23 protein-coding genes, 1 tRNA gene and 3 pseudogenes are annotated in these 21,336 nt (G+C 65.4%); 9 read left to right on the top strand and 18 right to left on the bottom strand.

Annotated elements, in window-relative coordinates; genetic code table 11:
- The 6 genes from Mlute_RS02115 to lspA all read right to left on the bottom strand — a co-directional run.
- Positions 1-464, bottom strand: a 464-nt coding sequence (locus Mlute_RS02115; protein WP_147371020.1) for a deoxyribodipyrimidine photo-lyase, incomplete at its 3' end; no start/stop codon positions are given.
- A gap of 59 nt (positions 465-523) precedes the next feature.
- Positions 524-1,303, bottom strand: a complete 780-nt coding sequence (locus Mlute_RS02110) for a flavin monoamine oxidase family protein (RefSeq protein WP_119359104.1) — start codon at positions 1,301-1,303, stop codon at positions 524-526.
- Positions 1,304-1,309: 6 nt separating this feature from the next.
- The gene (locus Mlute_RS02105) at positions 1,310-1,846 is read right to left on the bottom strand and encodes a flavin monoamine oxidase family protein (RefSeq protein ID WP_220452052.1); all 537 of its coding nucleotides are present in this window, start codon (positions 1,844-1,846) and stop codon (positions 1,310-1,312) included.
- A gap of 273 nt (positions 1,847-2,119) precedes the next feature.
- Positions 2,120-3,196: an enolase C-terminal domain-like protein gene (locus Mlute_RS02100; protein ID WP_119359109.1), complete on the bottom strand. Its 1,077-nt coding sequence runs from the start codon at positions 3,194-3,196 to the stop codon at positions 2,120-2,122.
- 228 nt (positions 3,197-3,424) lie between these two features.
- Complete coding sequence (locus Mlute_RS02095; protein WP_119359108.1) at positions 3,425-4,162, bottom strand: hypothetical protein; 738 nt, start codon at positions 4,160-4,162, stop codon at positions 3,425-3,427.
- A 23-nt stretch (positions 4,163-4,185) separates the two neighbouring features.
- The gene (lspA, locus tag Mlute_RS02090) at positions 4,186-4,674 is read right to left on the bottom strand and encodes a signal peptidase II (RefSeq protein ID WP_119359103.1); all 489 of its coding nucleotides are present in this window, start codon (positions 4,672-4,674) and stop codon (positions 4,186-4,188) included.
- Between the two features lie 96 nt (positions 4,675-4,770).
- On the opposite strand from lspA, the gene Mlute_RS02085 reads away from it, so the two are divergent.
- Both Mlute_RS02085 and Mlute_RS02080 read left to right on the top strand, forming a co-directional pair.
- The gene (locus Mlute_RS02085; protein WP_119359102.1) at positions 4,771-5,067 is read left to right on the top strand and encodes a large ribosomal subunit protein bL28; all 297 of its coding nucleotides are present in this window, start codon (positions 4,771-4,773) and stop codon (positions 5,065-5,067) included.
- Positions 5,068-5,126: 59 nt separating this feature from the next.
- Positions 5,127-5,837 carry a M23 family metallopeptidase gene (locus Mlute_RS02080; RefSeq protein WP_119359101.1) on the top strand — a complete coding sequence of 237 codons (711 nt, stop codon included), beginning with the start codon at positions 5,127-5,129 and terminating at the stop codon, positions 5,835-5,837.
- A gap of 37 nt (positions 5,838-5,874) precedes the next feature.
- Here Mlute_RS02080 and Mlute_RS02075 read toward each other — a convergent pair.
- The 4 genes from Mlute_RS02075 to Mlute_RS02060 form a co-directional block, all read right to left on the bottom strand.
- Positions 5,875-5,951, bottom strand: a tRNA-Ile gene (locus tag Mlute_RS02075).
- 36 nt (positions 5,952-5,987) lie between these two features.
- Positions 5,988-6,491, bottom strand: a complete 504-nt coding sequence (locus Mlute_RS02070) for a DNA cytosine methyltransferase (protein WP_119359100.1) — start codon at positions 6,489-6,491, stop codon at positions 5,988-5,990.
- 36 nt (positions 6,492-6,527) lie between these two features.
- Entirely contained in the window at positions 6,528-7,268 is a 741-nt protein-coding gene (locus Mlute_RS02065; protein ID WP_245958814.1) for an ABC transporter ATP-binding protein, read from the bottom strand.
- 13 nt (positions 7,269-7,281) lie between these two features.
- The gene (locus Mlute_RS02060) at positions 7,282-8,595 is read right to left on the bottom strand and encodes a S41 family peptidase (RefSeq protein WP_119359107.1); all 1,314 of its coding nucleotides are present in this window, start codon (positions 8,593-8,595) and stop codon (positions 7,282-7,284) included.
- Between the two features lie 217 nt (positions 8,596-8,812).
- Between Mlute_RS02060 and Mlute_RS16525 the strand changes: the two are divergent.
- From Mlute_RS16525 to Mlute_RS02040, 5 genes and pseudogenes are all read left to right on the top strand, one after another.
- A pseudogene (locus Mlute_RS16525) lies at positions 8,813-9,010 on the top strand (transposase); the annotation flags it as partial.
- A gap of 94 nt (positions 9,011-9,104) precedes the next feature.
- Positions 9,105-9,347: a hypothetical protein gene (locus Mlute_RS15560; RefSeq protein ID WP_182482453.1), complete on the top strand. Its 243-nt coding sequence runs from the start codon at positions 9,105-9,107 to the stop codon at positions 9,345-9,347.
- Positions 9,348-9,406: 59 nt separating this feature from the next.
- Positions 9,407-10,369: pseudogene (locus Mlute_RS02050) on the top strand (AAA family ATPase).
- The gene (locus tag Mlute_RS02045) at positions 10,366-11,244 is read left to right on the top strand and encodes a ParB/RepB/Spo0J family partition protein (protein ID WP_119359098.1); all 879 of its coding nucleotides are present in this window, start codon (positions 10,366-10,368) and stop codon (positions 11,242-11,244) included. The pseudogene Mlute_RS02050 and the gene Mlute_RS02045 overlap by 4 nt, the downstream one beginning before the upstream one ends.
- Before the next feature lie 210 nt (positions 11,245-11,454).
- Entirely contained in the window at positions 11,455-12,408 is a 954-nt protein-coding gene (locus Mlute_RS02040; protein ID WP_245958813.1) for a restriction endonuclease, read from the top strand.
- Between the two features lie 116 nt (positions 12,409-12,524).
- On the opposite strand, the gene Mlute_RS02035 is transcribed toward Mlute_RS02040, so the two are convergent.
- Positions 12,525-15,140, bottom strand: coding sequence for a helicase-related protein (locus tag Mlute_RS02035; RefSeq protein ID WP_119359096.1), 2,616 nt, complete (start codon positions 15,138-15,140; stop codon positions 12,525-12,527).
- A gap of 93 nt (positions 15,141-15,233) precedes the next feature.
- On the opposite strand from Mlute_RS02035, the gene Mlute_RS02030 reads away from it, so the two are divergent.
- Positions 15,234-16,357 (top strand): IS3 family transposase gene (locus tag Mlute_RS02030; protein ID WP_119359095.1). Its coding sequence is split into 2 segments (ribosomal slippage): positions 15,234-15,471 and positions 15,471-16,357, totalling 1,125 coding nucleotides; the frame shifts between segments, so codons are not numbered across the junction.
- Positions 16,358-16,381: 24 nt separating this feature from the next.
- On the opposite strand, the gene Mlute_RS02025 is transcribed toward Mlute_RS02030, so the two are convergent.
- Both Mlute_RS02025 and Mlute_RS15555 read right to left on the bottom strand, forming a co-directional pair.
- The gene (locus tag Mlute_RS02025; protein ID WP_245958812.1) at positions 16,382-17,176 is read right to left on the bottom strand and encodes a transposase; all 795 of its coding nucleotides are present in this window, start codon (positions 17,174-17,176) and stop codon (positions 16,382-16,384) included.
- Positions 17,143-17,820: a nuclear transport factor 2 family protein gene (locus tag Mlute_RS15555; protein ID WP_182482452.1), complete on the bottom strand. Its 678-nt coding sequence runs from the start codon at positions 17,818-17,820 to the stop codon at positions 17,143-17,145. The genes Mlute_RS02025 and Mlute_RS15555 overlap by 34 nt, the downstream gene beginning before the upstream one ends.
- Positions 17,821-18,062: 242 nt before the next feature.
- On the opposite strand from Mlute_RS15555, the gene Mlute_RS02015 reads away from it, so the two are divergent.
- A complete protein-coding gene (locus Mlute_RS02015) occupies positions 18,063-18,545 on the top strand; it encodes a hypothetical protein (protein ID WP_119359094.1) in 483 nt (160 codons plus the stop codon).
- On the opposite strand, the gene Mlute_RS15550 is transcribed toward Mlute_RS02015, so the two are convergent.
- The 5 genes and pseudogenes from Mlute_RS15550 to Mlute_RS01995 all read right to left on the bottom strand — a co-directional run bounded on the left by Mlute_RS15550 (position 18,542) and on the right by Mlute_RS01995 (position 21,332).
- A complete protein-coding gene (locus Mlute_RS15550; protein WP_182482451.1) occupies positions 18,542-18,697 on the bottom strand; it encodes a hypothetical protein in 156 nt (51 codons plus the stop codon). The genes Mlute_RS02015 and Mlute_RS15550 overlap by 4 nt on opposite strands.
- A 290-nt stretch (positions 18,698-18,987) precedes the next feature.
- Complete coding sequence (locus Mlute_RS02010) at positions 18,988-19,437, bottom strand: hypothetical protein (RefSeq protein WP_119359093.1); 450 nt, start codon at positions 19,435-19,437, stop codon at positions 18,988-18,990.
- Between the two features lie 107 nt (positions 19,438-19,544).
- The gene (locus Mlute_RS02005) at positions 19,545-20,057 is read right to left on the bottom strand and encodes a hypothetical protein (RefSeq protein WP_147371019.1); all 513 of its coding nucleotides are present in this window, start codon (positions 20,055-20,057) and stop codon (positions 19,545-19,547) included.
- 179 nt (positions 20,058-20,236) lie between these two features.
- Positions 20,237-20,368 (bottom strand): annotated as a pseudogene (locus Mlute_RS02000) (integrase core domain-containing protein); the annotation flags it as partial.
- Complete coding sequence (locus tag Mlute_RS01995) at positions 20,319-21,332, bottom strand: hypothetical protein (RefSeq protein WP_245958811.1); 1,014 nt, start codon at positions 21,330-21,332, stop codon at positions 20,319-20,321. The pseudogene Mlute_RS02000 and the gene Mlute_RS01995, both read right to left, overlap by 50 nt.
- Between the last annotated feature and the right edge of the window lie 4 nt (positions 21,333-21,336).

Below are 21,336 nucleotides of genomic sequence, written 5' to 3'. Positions count from 1 at the left end.
GGGTTGGGGAGGGGGGTTGCCCACCAGCGCTTGGCGTAGGGGGTAAACACGGTGTAGGGGCCCCCATCGGGCTTTCGCAGGGTTCCGGGCTCGTGGATGTACTGGCCTGGCAGTAGGTGCAGGGGCCGGCCGAGGGCCAAGGCCACCTTCTCGTCGCGGAAGCGGGCATAGGGGGTGGTGTTGCGGACGGCGTAGACCGCGCGAACCCCTAGCTCCTCCACCAGCCGTGGCAGCACCTCCCAGGGCGCTCCGGTGCGCACCAAGAGCACCCCGCCCCGCTTTTGGTAGCCCTCCTGTAGGGCTCGAGCGTTCCGGTAGAACCAGGCCCGCCGCCGGGGGGTGGTGGCCTTTAGGATCTGGGGATCAAGGACCACCACCCCTAGGGTGGGCCCCCCCTGGAGGGCCTGCTGGAGGGCCGGATTGTCGTGTAGGCGCAGGTCGGCGCGGTGCCAGACCAGGTTCACGAGGCCATGATGCCCCAGGCGGCCTGGGGGAAGTTGGGGATGGCTTACAGGCTAGGGGCCTACGCCGCGGGTCGGCCGTCGGGAAGAGGGGGTGGGAGGGATGGCCTAAGCCCCCTGCGGGGCCCAAGGGGGGCCTCTCGGTAAGCGCTGCGGATAGCTTCGTGTGCGGCCCGTTTGCCGCTGGCGTAGGCCCCGTGGACCGTGGACGCCCAGGCGTTGGGTGCGGTGTGCTCCCCGGCGAAGAAGAGCCGGTTTCCCACGGGTTTGGCCAGCACCTGCCGGGCTTCGGAAGCCCCTACCCGGGCCATGCTGTAGGCGCCTAGGGTGTAGGGGTCGTCCCGCCAGTGGACCAGGCGTGCCTTGCTTGGGGTAAGGCTAGGCTGGCCCAGGGCCTGCTGTAGGGCCTGCAGGGCTTCCCGCAGGGCCCTTTCCTCCGGCAGGGCCATGAGCGCGCGGGCCTTTTCGCCGGTGGCCAGGGCGGTCAGAACCTCTATCCCCTTGCTGTGGCCTAGAGGGTTGCTCCAACATTCCTCCAGGGCCGCCCCAGGGGCGTATAGCTCCACAATGCCAGGTGGGAAGACCGGCCGGTCAAAGCGGAAGAAAAGCTTGACCGCGTCGGTCAGCCCCAACCGCTCTATGGCCTGCCGTTTCTCTTCGGGTAGTTCGGGAACAAAGCGCACCCCTTCGGCTTTGAGCACCCCTAGGGGCAGGGCCACCACCGCCCGGTCGGCTGGGTACACCCGCCCGTCGGCCGTGAAGGCCCGAACCCCCCACGGGCCCCACTCGAGCCGCTCCACCGCTGCCCCCAGCCTTATGTCAAGGCCGGCTGCAAGTTTTATCGCTAGTTAATCGTAGCCATCAAGAAGGCGGTAGTCACCCTCCTCTGCTGAGGGGTCACACAGGTACTCCCGCGCAGCTTTGGCGCTCAGGTACCTGGGGTGGTCAAAGTCGGAGATGTATTCCTGTAGCTTGAAGGGAATCGGTCTTTCGCCTAAACGCTCCAGGTAGGCTTCCAGCGACTCCTCGCCGTTCACCTCTGGCCAGTCCACCAGCCGGACGTTGTCGTAGCCCTGCTTTTGGGTGCCCACCTCGGCGATGGTGCGCAAAGCGCCGTCGGGCAGACGCACCAGGGTATCGTTGTGCTGGTTGTAGTGGAAGGTGCGGAGGCCAAGCTTCTGGGCTAGCGAATAGGTGGGAACCTGGCTGCTGTGGATAAACTCAGCCCCCAGCTCAATGGGGACCTCGGCGAAGCTCCGGTCGGTGTGGATGCGCCCTCCGACCCGGCTTCGCGCCTCCAGTAGGATAACCTGATGGTTGGCTTTCCTAAGCTCTTGGGCTGCCGATAAGCCGGCGATGCCGGCGCCTATAACCAGGGTTTTCATGAGAGAAACCTCTTTTTACACTTTTTTACCTTTCCCCCGAGAATTGTTGTGGATGCTCGGGCATCACCCTGCCGACTTGGCCGCACCACCACCGCGGCGGCATACCGCGGAGTGGGGTTTCGTCGAGTTGCCTATAGGCCGAGATGCCTTGGATGTAAGGCGGTCTCTACCGAACGCTCACCTCCCTTTTGGGTCTGGATTCCCCAGATGGGGCAGGTCTGAGTGTAGCAGATGGGCTTTGGGCCAAGTTGGAGAACTACACACAATTGCCCCTCAGAGGGCGTAGCACTCAAAGGCCTCCGGGTCAAAGCCACACCCCTTTAGATCCTCCCAGTACAGCCAGCCCTCCTTGAAGGGGGGGAAGGGGCAGAACCCCCCTTGGGCCTTGAGGTGGAAGGCCAGCTCGCAGGGCTCGCTCACCCCTTCTTGGAAGGCCAACAGGGCGGTCTGGTAGGCGCCGAAGCTGGATAGGGCCTGGGAGCCCACCATGACCCGCTTGCCTTCGCTTCTGGCCAGGGCCAGCATCTCCAGGCTCTGGGTGTAGCCGCTCCGGGCTGGTTTGATGTTCAGGATGTCAAAGGTCTCGAGCTGGACTTCCCGCCACAGATCCCGCAAGGTGAAGGCCGAGTCGTCGGCGATGAGGGGCAGCAGGCCGAGCTGCCGCAGCCGCCGCCGGGCCAGCACCTCGGCCACCGGGAGGGGCTCCTCCACGTACATCAGCCCCGCCTCGGCCCACCGCCGCAGGTAGGCCTCGGCGTTCTGGGGGGAGAGGGTTTCGTTGGCGTCAGCGTAGAGGGCCGCGTCGGGCAGGTGCTCCTGGAGGGCTGCGATGCGGGCTAGGTCGCCTTCCAGATCGCGCCCTACCTTTACCTTGAACACCCGCACCCCCGCCTGGTAGGCGGCCTGGGCGTCGGCCAGCATCTCGGCCTCCTCTGCGATGCCCAGGATGTAGCTGACCCGTACCCGGGGGTGGTGTGGCTCTAGAACCTGCCAAAGCTCCTGGCCCTCGCTCCTGGCCCAGGCCTCCCACAAGGCGATGTCCAGCCCACCTTTGAGCGTGAGGTGGTTGGGAAATCCCTGCAGTACCCCCTGGATGGCCTCGGTATCGTCCACCTCGAGGCCCAGCAGCCTGGGGGTCAGGTACTCCAGGGCTGCCCGCACCGTGGCCGGGGTCTCCCCGTAGATGGTGGGGCGAGGGGGAATCTCGGCCCGGCCCACCGAGCCATCGGAGAGCTCTACCTCCAGCAAGAGGTGCTCCAGGGCTTCCAGTTCTGAGGCCCGGCCCCAGCGCAGGGCCCCCCGCAGGGGCAGACGGAAGGGGCGGAGGGTGATGCGGCGCAGGGTGGGCACCCTAAACCCTCCCATGAACTACTCGCAACCAACTGCGTTTGGTTGGAGTTTCGCGCGACCATCCTCACAAGCTTTGACGTGTGTGGGGCACTCGCTTGCGGCTCCCTTTACGCGCATCCCCGTTCCAGGGATGACCCACGAAAGTATTATACAGGGCTTTGCCCTGGTGGGGCTATCCTTCCCCGGCCAAGGTGGAGCGCTTTGGCCGGGGACTGCCGCCCCACACCCCTATGGTTCAAGCTGGGCTACGAAGGCCCGGATGCGCTGGGCCTCCTCCTCGAGGGACAGCGCCTCGGTGTCCAGGAAGAGGGCTCTAGGGGAGCCTTCTAAGACGCTTCGGGCCCCGCTGGGGTCGTAGTTCTTTCGCTCCTCGGCCACAATTTTGAGCTTGGCGATCAGCTCCTCCCGAGGCACCGGCCATCCCAAGGCCTCCTCCAGCTCGCTCGGGCTGAGCACCCCTTGGGCCAGCTCTTGCACCTGGGCCCGCTCGGCCTCGCTCAGGGCCACCCGATCAAAGCGGTCCTCCCTTTGCAGGAGCCGGGCCAGCCGGGTTAGGTCGCGGGCCTCCAGGACGATGAAGTGGCTCTTTGGTAGGTTCTTTAGGGCGAAGGCCACCTCCTCAGCCCCCCGCAGCCCGTCTAGGAGGAGGGGCCAGGTAGGCTGGGCCCAGCTTTTCGCCAGAATCTCCGCAACCCCCCCTGGGTGCTCCTCCCGGAAGCGGCGGGTGAGGGCGAAGCGCTGGCCCCGGTCTAGCTGGGCCGTTGGGCTATGGCCGTAGCGGGGAAGCACGTAGCGGTCCACAATTTCGCGCCGGTCGGGTAGGGTGGGGTAGCCCAGCTGCCTTAGCAGGCTGGTTTTGCCCACCCCGGTCAGCCCTACCAGAATCAGTAGGGGCAGCTCGGGAAGGGGCCGGGCTTCCTTGGGGATGGCCTCACCAGGGAGAAAGAGTTGGGCTTTAGGCGGCATGGGCATCTCCGAAAGGAGTGTTTTCAGTAGCGCCGTCTGCGCTGGGGCAGGAGGAGCAGGATGACCCCCACCACCACACAGGCGTCGGCCAGGTTCCAGATGGGGTAGTTGTCCAAGAAGGCTATGCCGGTGCGGTTGATGTCCACGTAGTCCACCACCCAGCCGTGGCCCAGCCGGTCTATGGCGTTGCCCAAGGCCCCTGCAGCGACCAAGGAGAGGGCCACCTGGGGGAGCAGGCCGATCCGACGGGAGGGGAGGCTCAGGTAGAGGAGAAGCCCGAACCCCACCGCCAGGCTGACCCAGACCAGGACCCGGGCTCCCCCTTGGAAGATGCCAAAGGCCGCGCCGCTGTTGGGGATGAAGGTGAGGTCTACCACCCAGAAGAGGTGGGCGATGAAGACAGCCCCCACCCCAGGCTCAAAGACCTTGGGCCCCACCGCCCAGAGTACGGCCAGCTTGATGGCCTGGTCGGCCACGAGAAGGGCAGGCACCAGCCAGGTGGCGATGTTCATCGCCGGAAGTCTAGCACGGGGGGGTGGAGGTGTGCTATACTTGGCGGCGTTGCCCTTGCGCCGGGGGCCTCCCCCAGGCCGGAAGAGGAGCTTGTCATGTCAAAGGTTTGCGAGATCAGCGGAAAGCGCCCCATTGTGGCCCGCAGCATCATCACCCGGGGCAAGGCCAAGCGGGAAGGTGGGGTGGGCAAGAAGGTTACCGGTTACAGCAAGCGCTGGCAGGAGCCCAACATCCGCAAGGTGACCGTGGTGGTGGCGGGCCAGCCCGTCACCTTCCGGGTGGCGGTGAGCCACGTGCAGAAGGTCTACGAGCTGGTGGAGCGCGCCCGGGGGATGAACCTGGAGGGCCTCACCGCCAAGCAGATTAAAGCCCGCCTGCTCAGCCTGCTCTGAGCCCCGACGGGGCTCCGGGGGCCGGGCTGCCGGCCCCTTTTTTGCCCTAGAATAACCCCATGCCGATCAAGCCCGGCTGGATTTTGCTGGTCCTGGTTGCCCTTCTGGCCCTTTGGCAGGGCCTGCATCTATCCGGGGCGCGCCGCCAGGTGGCCAGCCTTCAGGCCGAGGTGGACCGGTTGAAAAAGCAGCTCGAGCTGGGCCCTGAGGGGTTTACCCTGCCCCTGCCGGGGGCCTGTCTGCCTAGGAGCGAGGCCAACCTGCCGGGGGCCCCCCGCCCTTACCGAAAGGGGGTCAACCCAGGGTTTGTCTTCGTGGATGGGGATGCCTGCGTACCGGTGCGCTACGGCATGGGGGTGGTGGCCGCGGCGGGGGGCGAGGTGATCAAGGCTGAGCTGGACTACAAGGAGCCAACCCGCGCCGAGCTCGAGGCCCTGTTTAGAGCGGTGGCCAATGGGGCCACCCCGGCCCAGATGGACCGCCTGCGGGGGCGGGAGGTCTGGATTCGCCACACCCAGGGCTTCACCACGGTCTACGCCCACCTCTCGGAGATTGCCCCCGGGGTGCGGGTGGGGGCGAGGGTCCACAAGGGCCAGTGGATTGGCCGGGTGGGCAACAGCGGCACCGAGGCCGCCCTAAGAGGCCAGGAGGGGGCCCGGCTCCTGTTTGAGCTTTGGGATGGGGAGCCCGACAAGGACCGGTACTTTGGCCAAGGTCTAAGCCCTCAGGCGCTGCGGGCCAGGGCTCGGCTCGAGTTCGGCCTGCCCTAAAGACGGAGGCCCACCTCGGGGGGCGGGCCTTCCTAGGTGGTGGGCCGTGCAGGACTCGAACCCGCGACCTGGCGATTATGAGTCGCTTGCTCTAACCGGCTGAGCTAACGGCCCAGGCAGGGACTAGTCTAGCGGGTTTGGGCTTTTTGCTCAACGCGGGGGGGGGTGCCGGTCCTGGCCGGTGAGCTGGTCCTCCAGCTCCCCGATGTAGGCCGCCAGGGTGTTGCCGGCTTTCTCTATGTCCTCCCGCAGCTCTTGCTCCGCCCGGTCTATGCGGGCCATCACCTCCTGCAGCTTAGCCTCGAGCCCGGCGGGGTTCTGCGCCTTCAAGGCAGCGAGCTCCCCCTCGAGCCACTTTCTAAGCTCAGAAAACCGGCTGGCCTCGGCCTCATCGGCTAGCTTGCGGGCCTGTAGGAGTTCGCGCGCGTACCTTTTGATCTCCAGAAGCGCGGCGGTCTCCAACCCCACCGTATAGAGGAAGTAGACCACCACCAAGGCCGCCATGATGCTGAGCATGAGGAGGCCAAAGGGCGCGGTGAACTCTGTGAAGAAGAGCGAGAGGGTTTTTCTCTCGCTGAAGACTGCCCAGTTGCGCCAGGCGAAGAGGCCCATCCCGGCGATGAGCAGCAGTAAGAACAGATTCCGCCCCCGCATTCCTAGGGGATTATATTCCTTTTTCTGGGGTCGCTTTCACCCGGCGGGGGCAGCGTCCTCGGTGAGCCGAAGAAAAAACTCCTCCAGGTCGGCGCTTTGGTGCTGGTGGAGAAGGGCCTTGGGGGGGCCCAGGGCGAGGAGCCGTCCTTTGTGCACCAGGGCCACCCGGTGGGCCACCTGCTCGGCCAGGTGGAGCTGGTGGGTGGCGTAGAGCACCGCCCGGTCCCCTTGGGGGTAGCTTCGCAGCAGCTCCCGCACCAGCCGGGTGGCGTGGGGGTCCAGGCCCACCATGGGCTCGTCCAGGATCAGGGCCCTGGGGTTGTGCAGCAGGGCCAGGGCCAAGGAGAGCTTCTGGCGCATCCCGTGGGAGTAGGTCTCAATGAGGGAGGAAGCGAAGCGTTCCAGCCGGAACTCGAGCAGCAGAGCCTCGATGCGGGCCTCGGCCTCGCGGCGGGGCAGCCGGTAGACCCCGGCCGCAAAGCGGAGCAGCTCGAGACCGGAGAGCTTCCCGTAGAGGTAGGGCCTATCGGGGACGTAGCCGAAGAGGGCCTTGGCCCGGACCGGCTCCTTCCAAACATCCACCCCATCCACCAAGGCCCGCCCTCGGCTGGGCCGGAGCAGCCCCACGAGGGCCTTCAGGGCGGTGCTCTTTCCCGCGCCGTTGGGGCCCAAAAGGGCCAGGGTCTCTCCGGGGCGCACCTCCAGGTTAAGGCCTTCCAGCGCCACGAACCGCCCGTAGCGCTTGCTCAGGTCCTCGAGCCGGATGACGCTTTCCACAGCCGAAGCCAGGCTAGCGAAGTTCTTCCAAGGCCCGGCGCAGGATGGCATCTTTGGCTAGGTCAACCTCGGCCTGGCCCCGCTCGGCGGGCAGGGTGATGGCGGGGCGGGGCTGGCTGAAGCTGAACTTGCCCTGAGCGTCGGCCTTGGTGGTGAAGGTTTGATTGCCGATGGTCAGGGTAACGGTCTCGCCGGGCTTGGCCCCGGCCCCCTCAAAGGCCACCGGAACCTCAAAGCGGGTGTCTTTGACCTCAATGTCCGGCTTGATGCCCTGTTTGTTGATGGCCCGCCGCTTGGGGGTGAGCCACTCAAAGGTGACCAAGGTCAGGTCGCCCCCGTTGGCCAGGTCAATCACGTTCTGCCCCACCCCCTTGCCGAAGGAGGTTTCGCCGATGACTTTGGCCCGCCCGGTGTCCTGCATGGCTCCGGCCACAATCTCCGAGGCCGAGGCGGAGTTGCCGTTGATAAGGACCACCATCGGCCCCGTCCAGCTCACCTGCCCGGTCGCCTCGCAGTAGAGCTGGGTCTCGTTCCGGGTACGCACATAGACGATGGGGCCCTCGCGGATAAAGGCCCGGGCCACCTGGCAACCTTGGTCCAGGAGTCCTCCGCCGTTGTCCCGCAGGTCGAAGACCAGCTTCTGCACCCCCCGCTGGCGCATCTCGTTCAGCGCGGCGTTGAGCTGCTCAAAGACCCGCACATTGCCGAAGGTTTCTAGGGCGATGTAGCCCACGTTTCCGGGTAGGACGGTACGGGAGACGGAGATAATCTCCACCCGCTGGCGAATCATCTCAAAGCGCAGGATGGCGTTGGTGCCCTCGCGCCGCACCCCCACGGTGACCTTGGTGTTCTGAGGCCCCCGGATCTGGGCCACGATTTCATCCAACTCGAGCTTGGTCACGTCCTGGCCGTTGACCTCAACGATGATGTCCCCGGCCTTGATGCCCGCATTAAAGGCCGGCAGCCCCCGGATGACCCCCTGCACCCGGGCCCCGCCCCCGTTCTCGTTGGGGGCCAGGGTGGCCCCAATGCCGAAGAACTCCCCCTGCAAGTCCTGGTTGCGCAGGTTGGCCCGGCGCGGTGGGGTATAGCTGGTGAAGGGGTCGTCGAGGGCCCCCAGCATGCCCCGTATACCCCCCTCCAGCACCCGGTTGAGCTGGTCGGGCTCGAGCCGGGTCAGGTACTGGGTTTGGAGGAGCTGGTAGGTTTGCAGGAGGGCTTGTCCGCTGGGGTTGCGGGCCAGGTCCGTTCCCCCGCTGGAAAGCTGCGCATAGACCAGGGCTGCCAGGATGCCGCCCACCACAAAAATCCAGGCTCTACGCTTCATGGTTTCGCTCACCTAAAGGGCAGTTTAACAGCTTCGGATGAGAGCCGAGTGTTCCTTGGAAGAGGAGCGTTTATCGCTCAGGCTGCAGCTCGCGCAGGAGCCTCATGGTGCGGCTCAAACTGTCTGATTTTACGCGGTGACAATTAAGGTCATAAATAAAATACCTTCGTGTGCTACTTGATCTGAAGCCCTGGGGTGTGAAAAGAAGGGGGGTGCTATGGAAGCTCACCGCGAGCACCCCCTTTACTATCTTGACGCAGAAACCCTCCTGGTCGCCACCTACTGCTGGGTAGACGACGCCCTAAAGGCCCTCCAAGCCCAAGGCATCAAACTCCCCAAGAGGCAGAAGCATCAAAAGGCCACCCTGGCCGAACTCCTCACCCTCGCCCTCTTCATCCTCCTTCAGGGCCAAGACCGCCTTGGGCTACGGGCGGGCCAAGGTGTTCGCCCTGCGGGAGGGGGATGGGTAGGCTCCTTCTGGCCCCGGCCCTCCTGGGGCTGGCCTGGTCTTGGGTGCGGCCCAAGCCCCGCCCCCGGTGCAGGGGGCCTTGGGGCCGGAGGATCCCCGGGCCCTCGTAAAGGGCCCCTACCGGCTTGGGCCCCTGGCCCGTTTCCTCAGCAAGGGCCGCTACCCCTACGACCGGGGGGCCGCCATCGCCCCTTGGGGCTTCGCCTTGGGCTGGGGGCGGGTGTTGGTCGCGGCGGCGGGAGCCTGCGCCATAGTCTGGGCGGCCCGCTTCGCCGTCCGGTAGGTACGGGAGCTGGCACGGAGCTCTTGCGCCGGGGCGCACTTCCTTGGTAGGCTTCCGCCATGAAAAGGGAGCGGCTGGTGCCCCTCACGGAGTGGGCCCGCATGCAGGGGATCTCGGAAAGCTTGGCCCGGAAGTGGATCCGGGAGGGCCGGGTGGAGGCGGTGCGCCTCGGCCACTACTGGTACATCCCCGAGGAGATTGACGGCCCCGAGCGGGGCAGGCAGGTCTACACCCTCTTCACCCACGCCGGGGGGGCGGGGAAGACCTCCTTGGCCCGGGATTTGGGGTTTGAGCTGGCCTCGAGGGGCTAGCGGGTCCTCTTGGTGGACGCCGACCCCCAGGCCAACCTCACCGCCTGGCTCGGCGTGGACCCGAGCACCGTGGAGGACGGGGAAACCCTCCTGCGGGTCATCCGGCAAGACGTTCTGCCCCGGCCCCGGGAGGTGGGGCGGAACCTCCACCTGGTGCCCGCCTCCGTGGACCTGGCGGTGGGGGAGCTGGAGCTGGAACGCAAGCCCTTGGGGGCCTTGGCCCTGCGCACCGCCTTGGAGAAGCTCACGGGCTACGACCTGGTCTTCGTGGACTCCCTGTCCTCCCTGGGCTCCTTGGCGGTGATGGCCGCCTTGGCCGGGGACGGGCTCATTGTGCCCGTGGAAACGGGCGCCAAGGGGGTGCAGGCCCTGAAGGCGGTGATCGGGGTGGCCAAGGAGTACCGGGAGGCCTTGCGCAAGGTGGACCCCGAGCGGGTGGCCGGGAGGCCGCACATCATCCGGGCCTTCGTCCCCACCAAGTACGACGCCCGCACCGCCGGGGACAACCGGGTGTTGGACACCATCAAGGAGCTTGAGGAGATCGCCCCCGTGGCCCCCCGCATCGCCTACCGCCCGGGGCCGCACCGCCGGGCCACGGAGGAGCAGGTGCCCATCCAGCTCACGGGGGACAAGGAGGCGGCGGAGGAGATCGCCAAACTGGCCGACTTCCTGCTCAAAGAGGTCTTCCGCTACGAGGAGGTGGTGGCGTGAGCGCCATCCGCGCTTACCTAAAGGGACTGGTGGAGGAGGCGAAGCGCCCGGCTTCCTCCACGGCGCTTTTGGGCGAGCTCGTCCCCCGTCCCCAGCCCCGCCGCCGCTTTGAGGAGGCCTCCCTGAAGGCCCTGGCGGAGTCCATCCGGGCCCACGGGGTCTTGGAGCCCCTCCTGGTGCGCCCCACGGGAGAGGGAAAGTACGAGATCGTCGCCGGGGAAAGGCGCTACCGGGCGGCCCAGATGGCGGGCCTCGCGGAGGTCCCGGTGGTGGTCCTGGAGGTGGACGAGCGGGCGGCCCAGGCCATCGCCCTCATGGAGAACCTGCAGCGGGAGGACCTGAACCCCTACGAGGAAACCGTGGGGGTCCTGGACCTCCTCGCCCTGGAGCTCGGGAGGGGCAGGGAAGAGGTGGCGAGCCTCCTCCACCGGATGCGGAACGAGAAGGGGGGTAAGGCTACCCAAAACGTTTTGGGTAGCCCCGAGGCCCAGAAGGTGGAGGAGGTCTTCCGCCTCCTCGGGCGCATGTCCTGGGAGTCCTTCGTGCAGGCTCGCCTCCCCCTCCTCACCCTCCCCGAGGACCTGAAGGAGGCCCTGGAAGGGGGCGCCATCCCCTACACCGCCGCCCTGGAGCTCAAGAAGGTGAAGGAGGAGGTCGCCCGGAAGGCCCTCTTGGAGGAGGCCAAGGCGGGGCTTTCCCTGAGGGAGCTCAAGGCCAGGGTGCGGGAGCTTCTCAAGCGGGAAGCGGTCCCCAAGCCCTGGCATCACGAGGTGGCGGAGAGGCTAAAGCGTCTGGACCTCGAGGCCCTCCCCCGCCATAAGCGCCGCCAGGTGGAGGAGAAGCTAAGGGAACTCTGGGCGCTCTTGGGCGAATAGGGCTCTGGGCAAGGGCTTCCTTCCAGGCTGGGGTGGGCGGATGGGACCCGTACCCAACGGCTCAGAGGGGACGCGGCTCCCCATGCCTGTCCTGACTGGGCCCCGCCGCCCGCGCCGTTCTGGAGACGGGGAAAGGGGTGCGTGATGGCCCTTTGGCTGGTGCGCGCTGGGAAAAGAGGAGAATATGAGGATCTAGTTCTGAAAGAGGGCGTGGCGGTCGTAGGCTGGGAAAGGTTGGGAGATCTTTCGGGCGTCCCGAGCCGCGAAGCCCTTTTGGCCGAGCTGGAAGAGGCTTACCCCGATAAGGGGAAGAACACCCTCCTTAACTGGCTGGGCCAGATCTGGCCTTTCTTGCGGGAGATGCAGCCGGGAGACTTGGTGGCGTTGCCCCTTAAGCAACGACCCCTGGTGGTGTTGGGCCGCGTGAAGGGCCCGTACCAGTATCGGCGGGAGCTTCCCCCGCCTTGCCGCCACACGCGGCCCGTGGAGTGGATCAAGGAAATCCCCCGCACCCGCATAGACCAGGACCTTCTCTATTCCTTGGGTGCCTTCATGACGGTTTGCCGGATTCAACGCAACAACGCCGAGGAGCGTTTCCGGACCTATCTGGAAGGACAGCCTTCCCTGCCGAGCGCATCTCCCCTTGAGATCCCAGAGGGGGGTGGAGAGGCAATGGACCTCGAGGCGGTGGCCCTGGACCAAATCCGGAGCTTCCTCTCCAGGCGTTTTAAAGGGCATCGCCTCACGGAGCTGGTGGCCGCGGTGCTTTCCGTCCAGGGGTACAAGGTATGGATTTCGCCCGAGGGGCCGGATGGAGGGGTGGACATCCTGGCGGGCTCCGGGGAGCTGGGGTTTGACCGGCCCCGGATTGCGGTACAGGTCAAGTCCACGGATAGCCCTGTGGACATCAAAACGGTGCGGGAGCTCCAAGGGGCTATGAAGAACTACCAGGCCGACCACGGCCTTTTCGTCTCGTGGGGAGGGTTCAAGCAGTCGGTGGACAAGGAGAAGGCCCGACTTTTCTTTGAGATCCGCCTTTGGGACTCAGACGATCTCTTACGGGAGATCCTCCGCTTTTACGAGAAGCTTCCCGAGGACCTACAAGCCGAGCTGCCCCTCAAACGCATCTGGGTCTTGGTCTCGCCGCCCGAGGGGGAGCCCTGAACGTAAGAACGGGGGTTGAGGCGCGGCCCAGCCCGTGTAGCGCACCTGGGCGAGGGGGTCCGGCAAGGTTGCCGGGAGGGGACGCTCACGGGGCCGGAACGCTAGGGGCAACCTAGCTAAGACTGCTTCTGCGCCGATCCAGGACGGACGAGCCGCCCAAGTTCCGCAAAGGGAGCATCCCAGTCCTCCCCTTCGGCAAAGACCAGGAAGGGGATGCCCAAAAGGGTGAGGCGCTCCCGTATTTGCCGGTCCTTTTCGCTCCGCTCTGGGCTTAGGTGTGGGGGGCCGTCCACGTAAATGCCCAAGCCCTGCTCGTAGTAAAAGTCAAACCGGGTGAAGGTGTCCTCCAGGCTCAGGGTGTGCTGGGCTCGCTCGGGCAGGGGAAGGCCCCGCCTATGGCATTCCAGGAGCCATCGCCGCTCCAGGTCGCTTTGGCACTGCGCGAGCAAATGCGCCAAAAGGTCCGGCCCGCTCTCTTCCTGGAAGGAGGCTTGCGCCAGCTCCTGGAAGAAGGGTAGCACGAGGCGGCGGTCTAAGACGGGGTGGTCCGGCTGGTTGCTGTAGTCCATGAGGCAGTCATAACAAGCCCGTTCGCAGGCCTCCGGTTCGCCCTCGTGCATGAGGCGGAGGGCGGTCTCGGCCAGCTCCTGAAGGGGGTGGGGTTTTTCCTCCGAGGGCCATTCCGCCAAAGCGGCAAGGGCCCCGAGCCCCCCTTCCTGCCCCTCCACCAGGACGACCCGGTAGGGCACCTCTAGGGTAGGGGAAGGCTGGAGAAAGCCGAAAAGCTCGTCTTCCGCCAGCTCCAAAACCACCAGGGCCGCCTTGCGGAAGGCGGCGAGCAAGCTCTTGTAGAAGGCCACCTTCTCCGGACCCTCGAGCCCGGGTGGAACGGGGACTTCCAGCGCTAAAACATCGCTTTCCGCCCGTGCCTCCAGGACAATCCCGCCCCGAAGATCCTCCGGCCCACCCCCGGCGGGGCACCGCCCTTCCTTCCCCTCCTTCCAGGGGTGCTCTTCCAGTTCCTTTTCCGTGAGGAGAAAGCGGCGGCACCGCCGGCAATAGACAAAGCCCTCTTGCAGGGGGTTCGCCTCCTCCTCGTCCAAAAACCAGGCCCGAAGGCCTTTGTTCATGGCCACCACTTCGGCGTTGTGCTCGTAGAGGAGCCGGACATTCCCGTGGCGCAAGGCCTTGGGCGCTTTGGGGCGCCAGTCCCACTCCACCTCGTAACCCAGGCGGGAGCGGTCCTCCTCCTCGCTACTGATGCGCCTTTTGGGGAGGCCCAGGAGGGGAGGTGGGGGCATAAGGCGGACGCTCGGGGGCTCCGTGCTCAAGTCCTTCCCACAGGCCCGGCAGCGGCCACCTAGAGCCTCCACGTGCCCGCAGGTGCAACGCTTGGCGGGCCGGAAGGCCTCCTCCTTGGGCAAGTAAGCCAGCCGGTCCAGGTGGTACCGCCGGGCGCCAAAGTAGACGCTATTACCGGGGGCGAGCTCGGTGAGGGCGATGAAGGTGGGCCGTTCCAGGCGGTGCGTCTCTCCTCGCGGGCTGAGGAGCTCGGCCCAGGCGTTCACCCGTCCGAAGGCGTAGTTGGGCAGAAAGCCCCGGGCTCCCAGGTAGTCCCGTAGCTCCAGGTCCACCAGGTGGCGGCGCTGTTGGTCAGCGCGCTTGGCCTCGGTTTCCACCTCCTCGCGGTTCGGGTGTCTGGGCCCCATGTGGGTGAGGCGGGTCATGTACTCGGTGTAGCGGGCTTGGGCGTCGTGGTACTCTTCCCGCCAGGGCCTAAGCTCAGCGTCCAGCTCGGCCACGAAGCCTTCCACCGTGGACCGGGCCAGTTCCTCCGTGAACCAGGGAAAGGCCGCCATTTCCCGGGCGAACGCTTCCCGCACCGCCTGAAGGATGGCCTCCTTGTGCCGGGCGATGCCCGCCTCGAGGGCCTCGGCGAAAGCCGCCTTGAGGGGGTAGAAGTGGGCTTCGTCGGCGGCGTCCACCGCGTCTAAGAGCTTTCCGGGAAGGGAAAACCCCCACTGGGCCAGGGTTTCCAGGACCAAGGCCCGGAGGTGGGCCTTCACCAAGCGGGGGTTGTCCAGGAGGAAGCGGGGGGCTTGGATGCTTCCCCGCACCATGCGTTCCGGGAAGCGGTAGAAGTACTGGTCGTGGCCCAAGGCCCCGGCGAAGGCCTGGATGAGGGCCGGCTGCCCCTTCCGCCCGGCCCGGCCCGAGCGCTGGGCGTAGTTGGCGGGGGAAGGGGGGATGTTGCGCAGAAAGACCGAGGAGAGCGCCCCGATGTCTATGCCCATCTCCAGGGTGGGCGTGGCCACCAAAACGCCTAAAGGATCGTTGGGGTCGCGGAAGCGTTCCTCCAGCTTGCGCCTTTCCTCCCCGGGAACCTGGGCGGAGTGGGCGCGGGCCTCGAGGGGCAGGGGAAACCGCCGCCTTTGGTACAGGGTTTCGTAGAACGGGTGAACCCCCCGCTCCTCAAGCGCCTGGGTGGGGTGTTCGGGCGAGATGCGGAGGGTGTAAAGGGGCCCGGTGTAGCCGCTCCGGGGGCAGAAGAGGTACCGCCCTTCCGTCCTTTCCAGGAGGATGGCGCTCGGGTTTAGGGCCAGGCCCGCTACCCTGCTTCGGCCCCAGGCGGGAAGTTCCCAGGGTATCAGGACCCGCTTTGCCTTAAGGGCCCCCACCACCCGCCTGAGCAGGGCCGTGGCCTCTTCCCGGGGAAGGCCTAGGGCCCGCATGGTCCAAGCCTCAAAGCGGCTTGTGTACTGCTGCCCCAAATTTGGACCACCCCAAGAGAGAGGCCAAGGGGTGTAGTCTGAAGGGGTAGCGAGATGCGCAGGTGGTCAGCGAAGGAAAAGGCAAAAATTGTGTTGGAGGTCTTGTCGGGTCAAAGGACCGTGGCCGAAGCCTGCCGGGCTTATGGGGTGGCGGAGTCCCTCCTTTACCGCTGGCAGCGGGAGTTCCTGGAGAACGCCCACGCCGCCTTCACCTCCGGCTGCGCGGAGCAGGAGGCCCGCATCCGCGAGCTGGAACGCTTGGTCGGCCAGATGGCCCTGGAGCTGGAGGTCCTAAAAAAAGCCTCGGGGCTCTACCGGCAAAGGAAAGGCGGGAGCTGGTGAAGGCCCTCAAGGGAGCCTACCCCCTCCGCCTGCTTTCCCGGGTCCTCAGGGTGCCCCGGAGCACCCTCTACTACCGGCCCCAGGACCCCCCTCCCGAGGAGAGGGCCCTCCGGGAACGCTTGCGGGCCCTGGCGGCGGCCTGGCCCCGGTACGGCTACCGGCGCCTCACCGCCCTCTTGCGGGGGGAAGGTGTCCAGGTGGGGGAGAAGCGGGTGCGCTCCCTGATGCGCGAGGAGGGCTTGCTCCTTCCCCGCAAGGGGCCCTCCCCCAGGACCACCTCCCCAGGGGGCCTTCTCCCGGAAGGGGTGAAGAACCTCCTGCCGGGACTCGCGGTGACCCGCCCGCACCAGGTGTGGGTGGCGGACCTGAGCTACGTGGTCCTGGGGGAGGGGGTGGCCTATCTGGCGGTGGTGATGGACCTCCACACCCGCAAGATCCTGGGGGTGGCCCTGGGGCCGAGGCTGTCCCAGGGGCTTGCTCTTGCGGCCCTGGAGATGGCCCTGAGGGAGGGGTGTCCCGAGGTGCACCATTCGGACCGGGGGGTGCAGTACACCTCCAGGGCGTATGTGGAGCGGCTTTTGGGGCTAGGGGTGCGGCTCAGTTACGCGGGGACGGGGAGGCCTTGGGAGAACGGGCACGCGGAGCGGTTGATCCGGACGATCAAAGAGGAGTGGGTGGCCTTGCGGGAGTACAGGACCCTGGCGGAGGCGCGGGCCTCGGTGGAGCGGTTTGTCTTCCAGGTGTACAACCGTAAGCGTCCTCACTCGGCCTTGGATTACATGACGCCCGAGGCCTTTTCGGAGAGCCTGTTGAAAGGGGATGGGAGCCCTGACTAAACTGACCGGTAAGGTGGTCCAAATTTAGGGCCGCAGTACACCCCACCTGAGCCCGTACACCTCCAGCACCCGGTGAGGGTCCAGGTCCGTAGCCACAATCAGCCACTCCCGGACCCCAAGGCGCAACCCCACCACCCACATGCGCCGCCCGTAGACCCAGTACCGCCGCCTGGGCACCCGGCTCTCTCCCACCTTCAGGGAGGCAAAGAGCTCCCAGGCCCGAGGGCCCGAGCCCAACCGCCACATCCGGGTGTTGGCCTTGATTCGGATGCACCGGGGGATGCCCTTCTCCTCCAGGTACCGGAACCACGCCTCCCCTATGAACTCCCGATCCGCCAGGAACCCCTCCACCCGGAGGTGGGGGAAGTGGGCCCTCAGGAAAGCCAAGGCCCTCTCCATCAGGGCGATGCGTTCGGGGGTGGAGGAGTTGCCGTCGTGGGGAAGGAAGCTCCAGAACAGGGGGACGGCCAGGCCTTGGTACAGGAAGGCCAGCATCAGGAGGTTGACCTTGCTCTTCCCCAGCTCCCACTCGGTCCGGTCCATGACCAGGAGGAGCCCTTGGGGTCGGAGGAGGGCGAAGATGAAGCGGGCATAGCCCTCCCCGTCCAGCCCCGGCCAGGCCAAGAACCGCTGGAACCTTCGGTAGGCGGAGCGGGGGTCAGGGCTGGCTATGGAGCCGAGGGAAAGAGCGAGTCTGGGGCCGCTTGTGGTGCGGGCGGTGACCAGAGCCATCACCAGGGCGGCCAGGAAGGTGAGGCGCCTGAGGTCGGCCTTCCAGTATCGCTTCAAGGCGTTGATGAGTGGGGTAAGCTGTTCCATGGGGACCACCTCCTATGGGTACCTGCCCATCCACGTGGGCGCAGGTCCATCCTAAAGGGGTGGTCCCACGTTTTGACGTGTACTGAGCGCTCCCACACAGATCGGACGGCCACCTGGCCCTCATAGCGTGCGCCATCCGGGGGTGGATAGGTGTTTTCGAACACACAGTCCTCGGTCATGGCTGCCATCACCGCATCGACATCGTGCCTGTTAATGGCGTCGTTGAAGCGCCGAACCGCCTCGAGGGTGATCTCGGTCAGCGTTTCTTCGGGCACGCCGGCGGGCATCTTGACGATATCTGCCAGCTCGATCAACACATTCGCTTCGTCACCTACTACCCAGGCGTCATGCCCAGGATGCATGACCGCCACGTCCCCCGGACCGAATTCCATCTCAGTACCGTCATCCATCCGGACCCGTTGCCGTCCTGCGAGAAAGATCTTCACATGGAACCGCTGGCAGCTGTTGCCACCCACGACCGGTTTGACGTGCCTGGACCACTGCCAGCCCGGCGCAAGGGTTTCACGGTAGAATGGCAGCCCCCCGACAGTGATCACGTCAATCTTGCCTTTTTCAAACGGTCGCCGCGTTTCATCTGGGGTGTCGAAGCTCTTGCCCGTGATCTTCTCGACTTTCTCTTCCATGTGTATCCTCCTTAAGCTAGACTGGCCCGACAACTACAGCAATGTGCCGCCTTTTTTTCCCTCCGTGCCCTACCCAGCGGTCAACCCAGCCGGGTAAAGCTAGCCTAGGTAGCCCAAGATGACTCGAGGATGACAGGCTCAGGAGGACTCGAAGCGGAGACCAAGTCAAGCTCCTCGAGGCTTCCGTGTAAGACTGGGCAGTAGGGAGTGTGTGCTAAGATAACTGCATACCGGGGTAGGAAATGTACAAGTTGCCAGACCAAACCGTGGGCAAGAGGCTGATGCTGGAGGTCTCCGGCCCCGTGCTGGGCCTCGGGTTCCGGGTTCCCATGGAGAATCTGGACCGGTACACCAAGAACTACCGGGCGCACAACCCCCAGGAGCCCGCTGCCTTCGGTGAGTTCATCGAGGAGATTCCTCTGGGCGGCCCCGTTTCCGGGGTCGGGGTGGTGCTGAGGGATCTGGGCCGGGGACCCCAAGGGGGCCGTACCGTGGAGGCGCTGGTTTACACAGAAAACTCCTTTGAAGGGGCACGGGCCGAGGCCCTCGAGGCCCTCCTCGCCTACGCGGTAACCCGCACCGCCGAAGCCAGCTCCTACCTCCTCATGGAGGTGCTGCCCCAGGAAGAGGTGGAAACGATCCGCCGCCTCTTTCGGGAGGAAAGGGAGGAGGAGCTTATGGACCTCATGGAAGCCCTCTTCCAGAAGCACGGCCTCAGCGTCTAGGCCCAATCCTCTTCAGGCCGCCCAGGGTTAAAGCCCAGCCAGCGGACCACGGAGGTGCAGGCGAAGCTGGCATCTTCCGGGTGGGCCGTAAGGAGAGCGTGGGGCTTACCCTCCAGGAAGTGGCGGGCCAGGGCGGTCTTACCGATTCCCACCTCCTCCAGTTCCGGACCACCACCAGGGACTTCAATCGCCCTTCCTGTGCCTCGAGGGGACTTGCCAGCCCCAGCAGCGCGTTCCTGGTGGGCAATAGCCCCGAAGTCTCCCCGTGGGATGATGGCTGAAGGGGTTTGTTCCTGCGGATCCACTCCGCCAGGAATGCCTATGGAGCGGGCCCCTCCAGCCACGGATTACCCAGGAGGTAACCCGTTTAGCACCAGAGGTGAGGGCGACAAGCCTGGGCTGGCCTACAGCTCAAGTGCGTACGTTTCCAAACCCACGCGTGTCACGGTTTTATGCGTCCTAGAGCCTTCTTCGCAAGCTTAATGGCCATATCCTTGTTTTGTACCGAGATCATCAGGAGCCCTCCCTTGAATTTGCAGACGAAAAATCCGTAGGTGGGGGACCAAAGGGCCCCATCGCCAAGTCCCTTGATGGTTTCGCTCTTCGGCATGGAGGACCAGGAGTTCCACCGTTCCTGAACATCGCTCCGCGTGTAACCAACTGTAACGACCGGAATCTTCAGAATCTCGTCAAGGAGTTTCTCCTTGGTATAGTAGATGCAATTCCCGTACCCTGGCTGGACCTCCACAATATCGATCGTTTGGCCGATAACCTCCTCCACCTCCTTCTTGGTCACAAGATCACAGGCATTGCCCCCGCTACCGGCTTTGCCGAAAGGCAAGAGCACCGGGCACAGGGCTAAAGCCAAAGCGACCACGAGCTTTCCTTTCATGCTTCGCACCTCCCGTTATCCCAGACCGGAGCACGCTCCGAAAATCTCCAAAGCGGCGACCCTAAGCCTGAAAGCCAATGCCTTAAACCTTCCCATCCACCACCCCCTTAGCGGATCCGCCCCGTTGCCAGCTTCGCCAGCTGGATGGACAGCTCCTTCTGGTTAGCCCTGAACCCATGGTCGATGACCAGGAGCCCGCCCTTGACCCAAACGTAGAGGCGTACGTTGTCCACCCAATAGGCCTCCTCGCCCAGACCACGGAGGGGCTCCACGGAATAAAAGGTCTTGCGCACGTTGCTTTTAACCTCCCGTAGTAGTTGCGGGGCTCCCGGGTCCCGCTGGTAGGAAACGCGGATTCCATAGCTCCACTTGTCACCCTTGGCCCACTCAAGGCTGTAGCTGTAGATGCACCACCTTACGCCCTCCGGGAACTCATCCTGACCCGCCCCCTCCCATGTTATGGCGGGTGGTTTCCCCGGCTTCTTCGCCTCCGAAGCCTTGATGGCCTCGAGGACCTCCTGCTTGCTGAGGAGGCTGCAGGGCCCTGCCGTGGGCCCCGGGGTCGGCTGGTTCGCCTGGGCAAGGCCTATGGTAAGGACGAGGACAGCTAGAAGGAACAAAACCTGTACATGACGCCCGGGCATTGGTGGGCCCGAGGCACTGAACGTAGTCCCCGACAAGCTCCTAAGGCACCGAAAAAGCTGCCTTTCCCTCACCGTACTCACCTCCAAGAACAGGTTGGTGGGCAGGGCGTCAGGTTGTACTGCGGCCCTAAATTTGGACCACCTTACCGGTCAGTTTAGTCAGGGCTCCCATCCCCTTTCAACAGGCTCTCCGAAAAGGCCTCGGGCGTCATGTAATCCAAGGCCGAGTGAGGACGCTTACGGTTGTACACCTGGAAGACAAACCGCTCCACCGAGGCCCGCGCCTCCAAGCTTCTCCCACAGGTCTGTGTTGCGGTCCTCCCCGTAAGGGAGCAGTCTTGCCGCCCGCTCCCGCAAGGCGGAAACGCTATATTCCCGCTCGTAAACCCAGGAAAGCTCCCCGCCGCTGGGGATGAGGTTGCGGCTTTCGGCGTAGAGGAGGAACAGGAGGCGGTGGACCAGGCGCAGGAGCTCGGCGTGGTAGGCGCGCAGGCGCTCCTCGTCCTGGAGTTCTTCCCGGAGGGCCTCGGTGAGAAAGGCGTTGCCCAGGACCTCGAGGGCCTCCACCACCCCCTTGCGCAAGGCGTCGCGGGCCTTGATGCCGCTTTGGCGGGCCGCTTCGTAGTAAAGGTCCAGGGGGGTATTCTCGCCGTTACCTTTTTGGAAGCGGCTAGGGGAGAGGAGAAGGAGGAGGATTTGGAACTCCTTGAGGGCTTGTTCCCGAGGGGCCTCAAAGAGCTCCACCAGGTTGAAGGCCACGTACCCCGGAAGGGAGACGTGGTAATACTTCCGCAAAAGCCGCACCTCCCAGGGGGCCGCCAGGATGCCCCAGCTTTGCGTGGGGTGCAGGTTGAGGTAGGTCTGCAAAAGGGCCTGCGGGCTCTTTTCCCTGCGGCTTGGCCGTAGGTCTAGCTCGGTGGCCACCAGGTGCAAGGGTGGGGCATCCTCCCCGTCCCAGCCCCGGTGGCTGATGGGGAAGGACTGGTCCCCCGCCGCAAGGTGGCTTCGGTTGAAGACGGGCTGGAAGCCCAGGGCGCGGAAGAAGGGCAGAAGCCAGGACTCCCGGGCCCGGGAGGTGTCCCTAAGTTGGGATAAGGGCGGCTGGCGCTCGTAGAGGCTCAGCAGGGCGTAGAAGCGGTGCCGCACCTCCTCAGGGGTCAGGGCGAGCTCCTTGAGGGCCTCGAGGCGGGTCAGGCTTTGCAAGAACTCCTCGGTGAAGAGGCCGCCGGAAACGCGTATGGCGTGGAACACCCAC

It is taken from the genome of Meiothermus luteus (assembly GCF_003574085.1).
Classification (GTDB): Bacteria; Deinococcota; Deinococci; order Deinococcales; family Thermaceae; genus Meiothermus; species Meiothermus luteus.
This window is presented reverse-complemented; position numbering and strand designations above follow the sequence as displayed.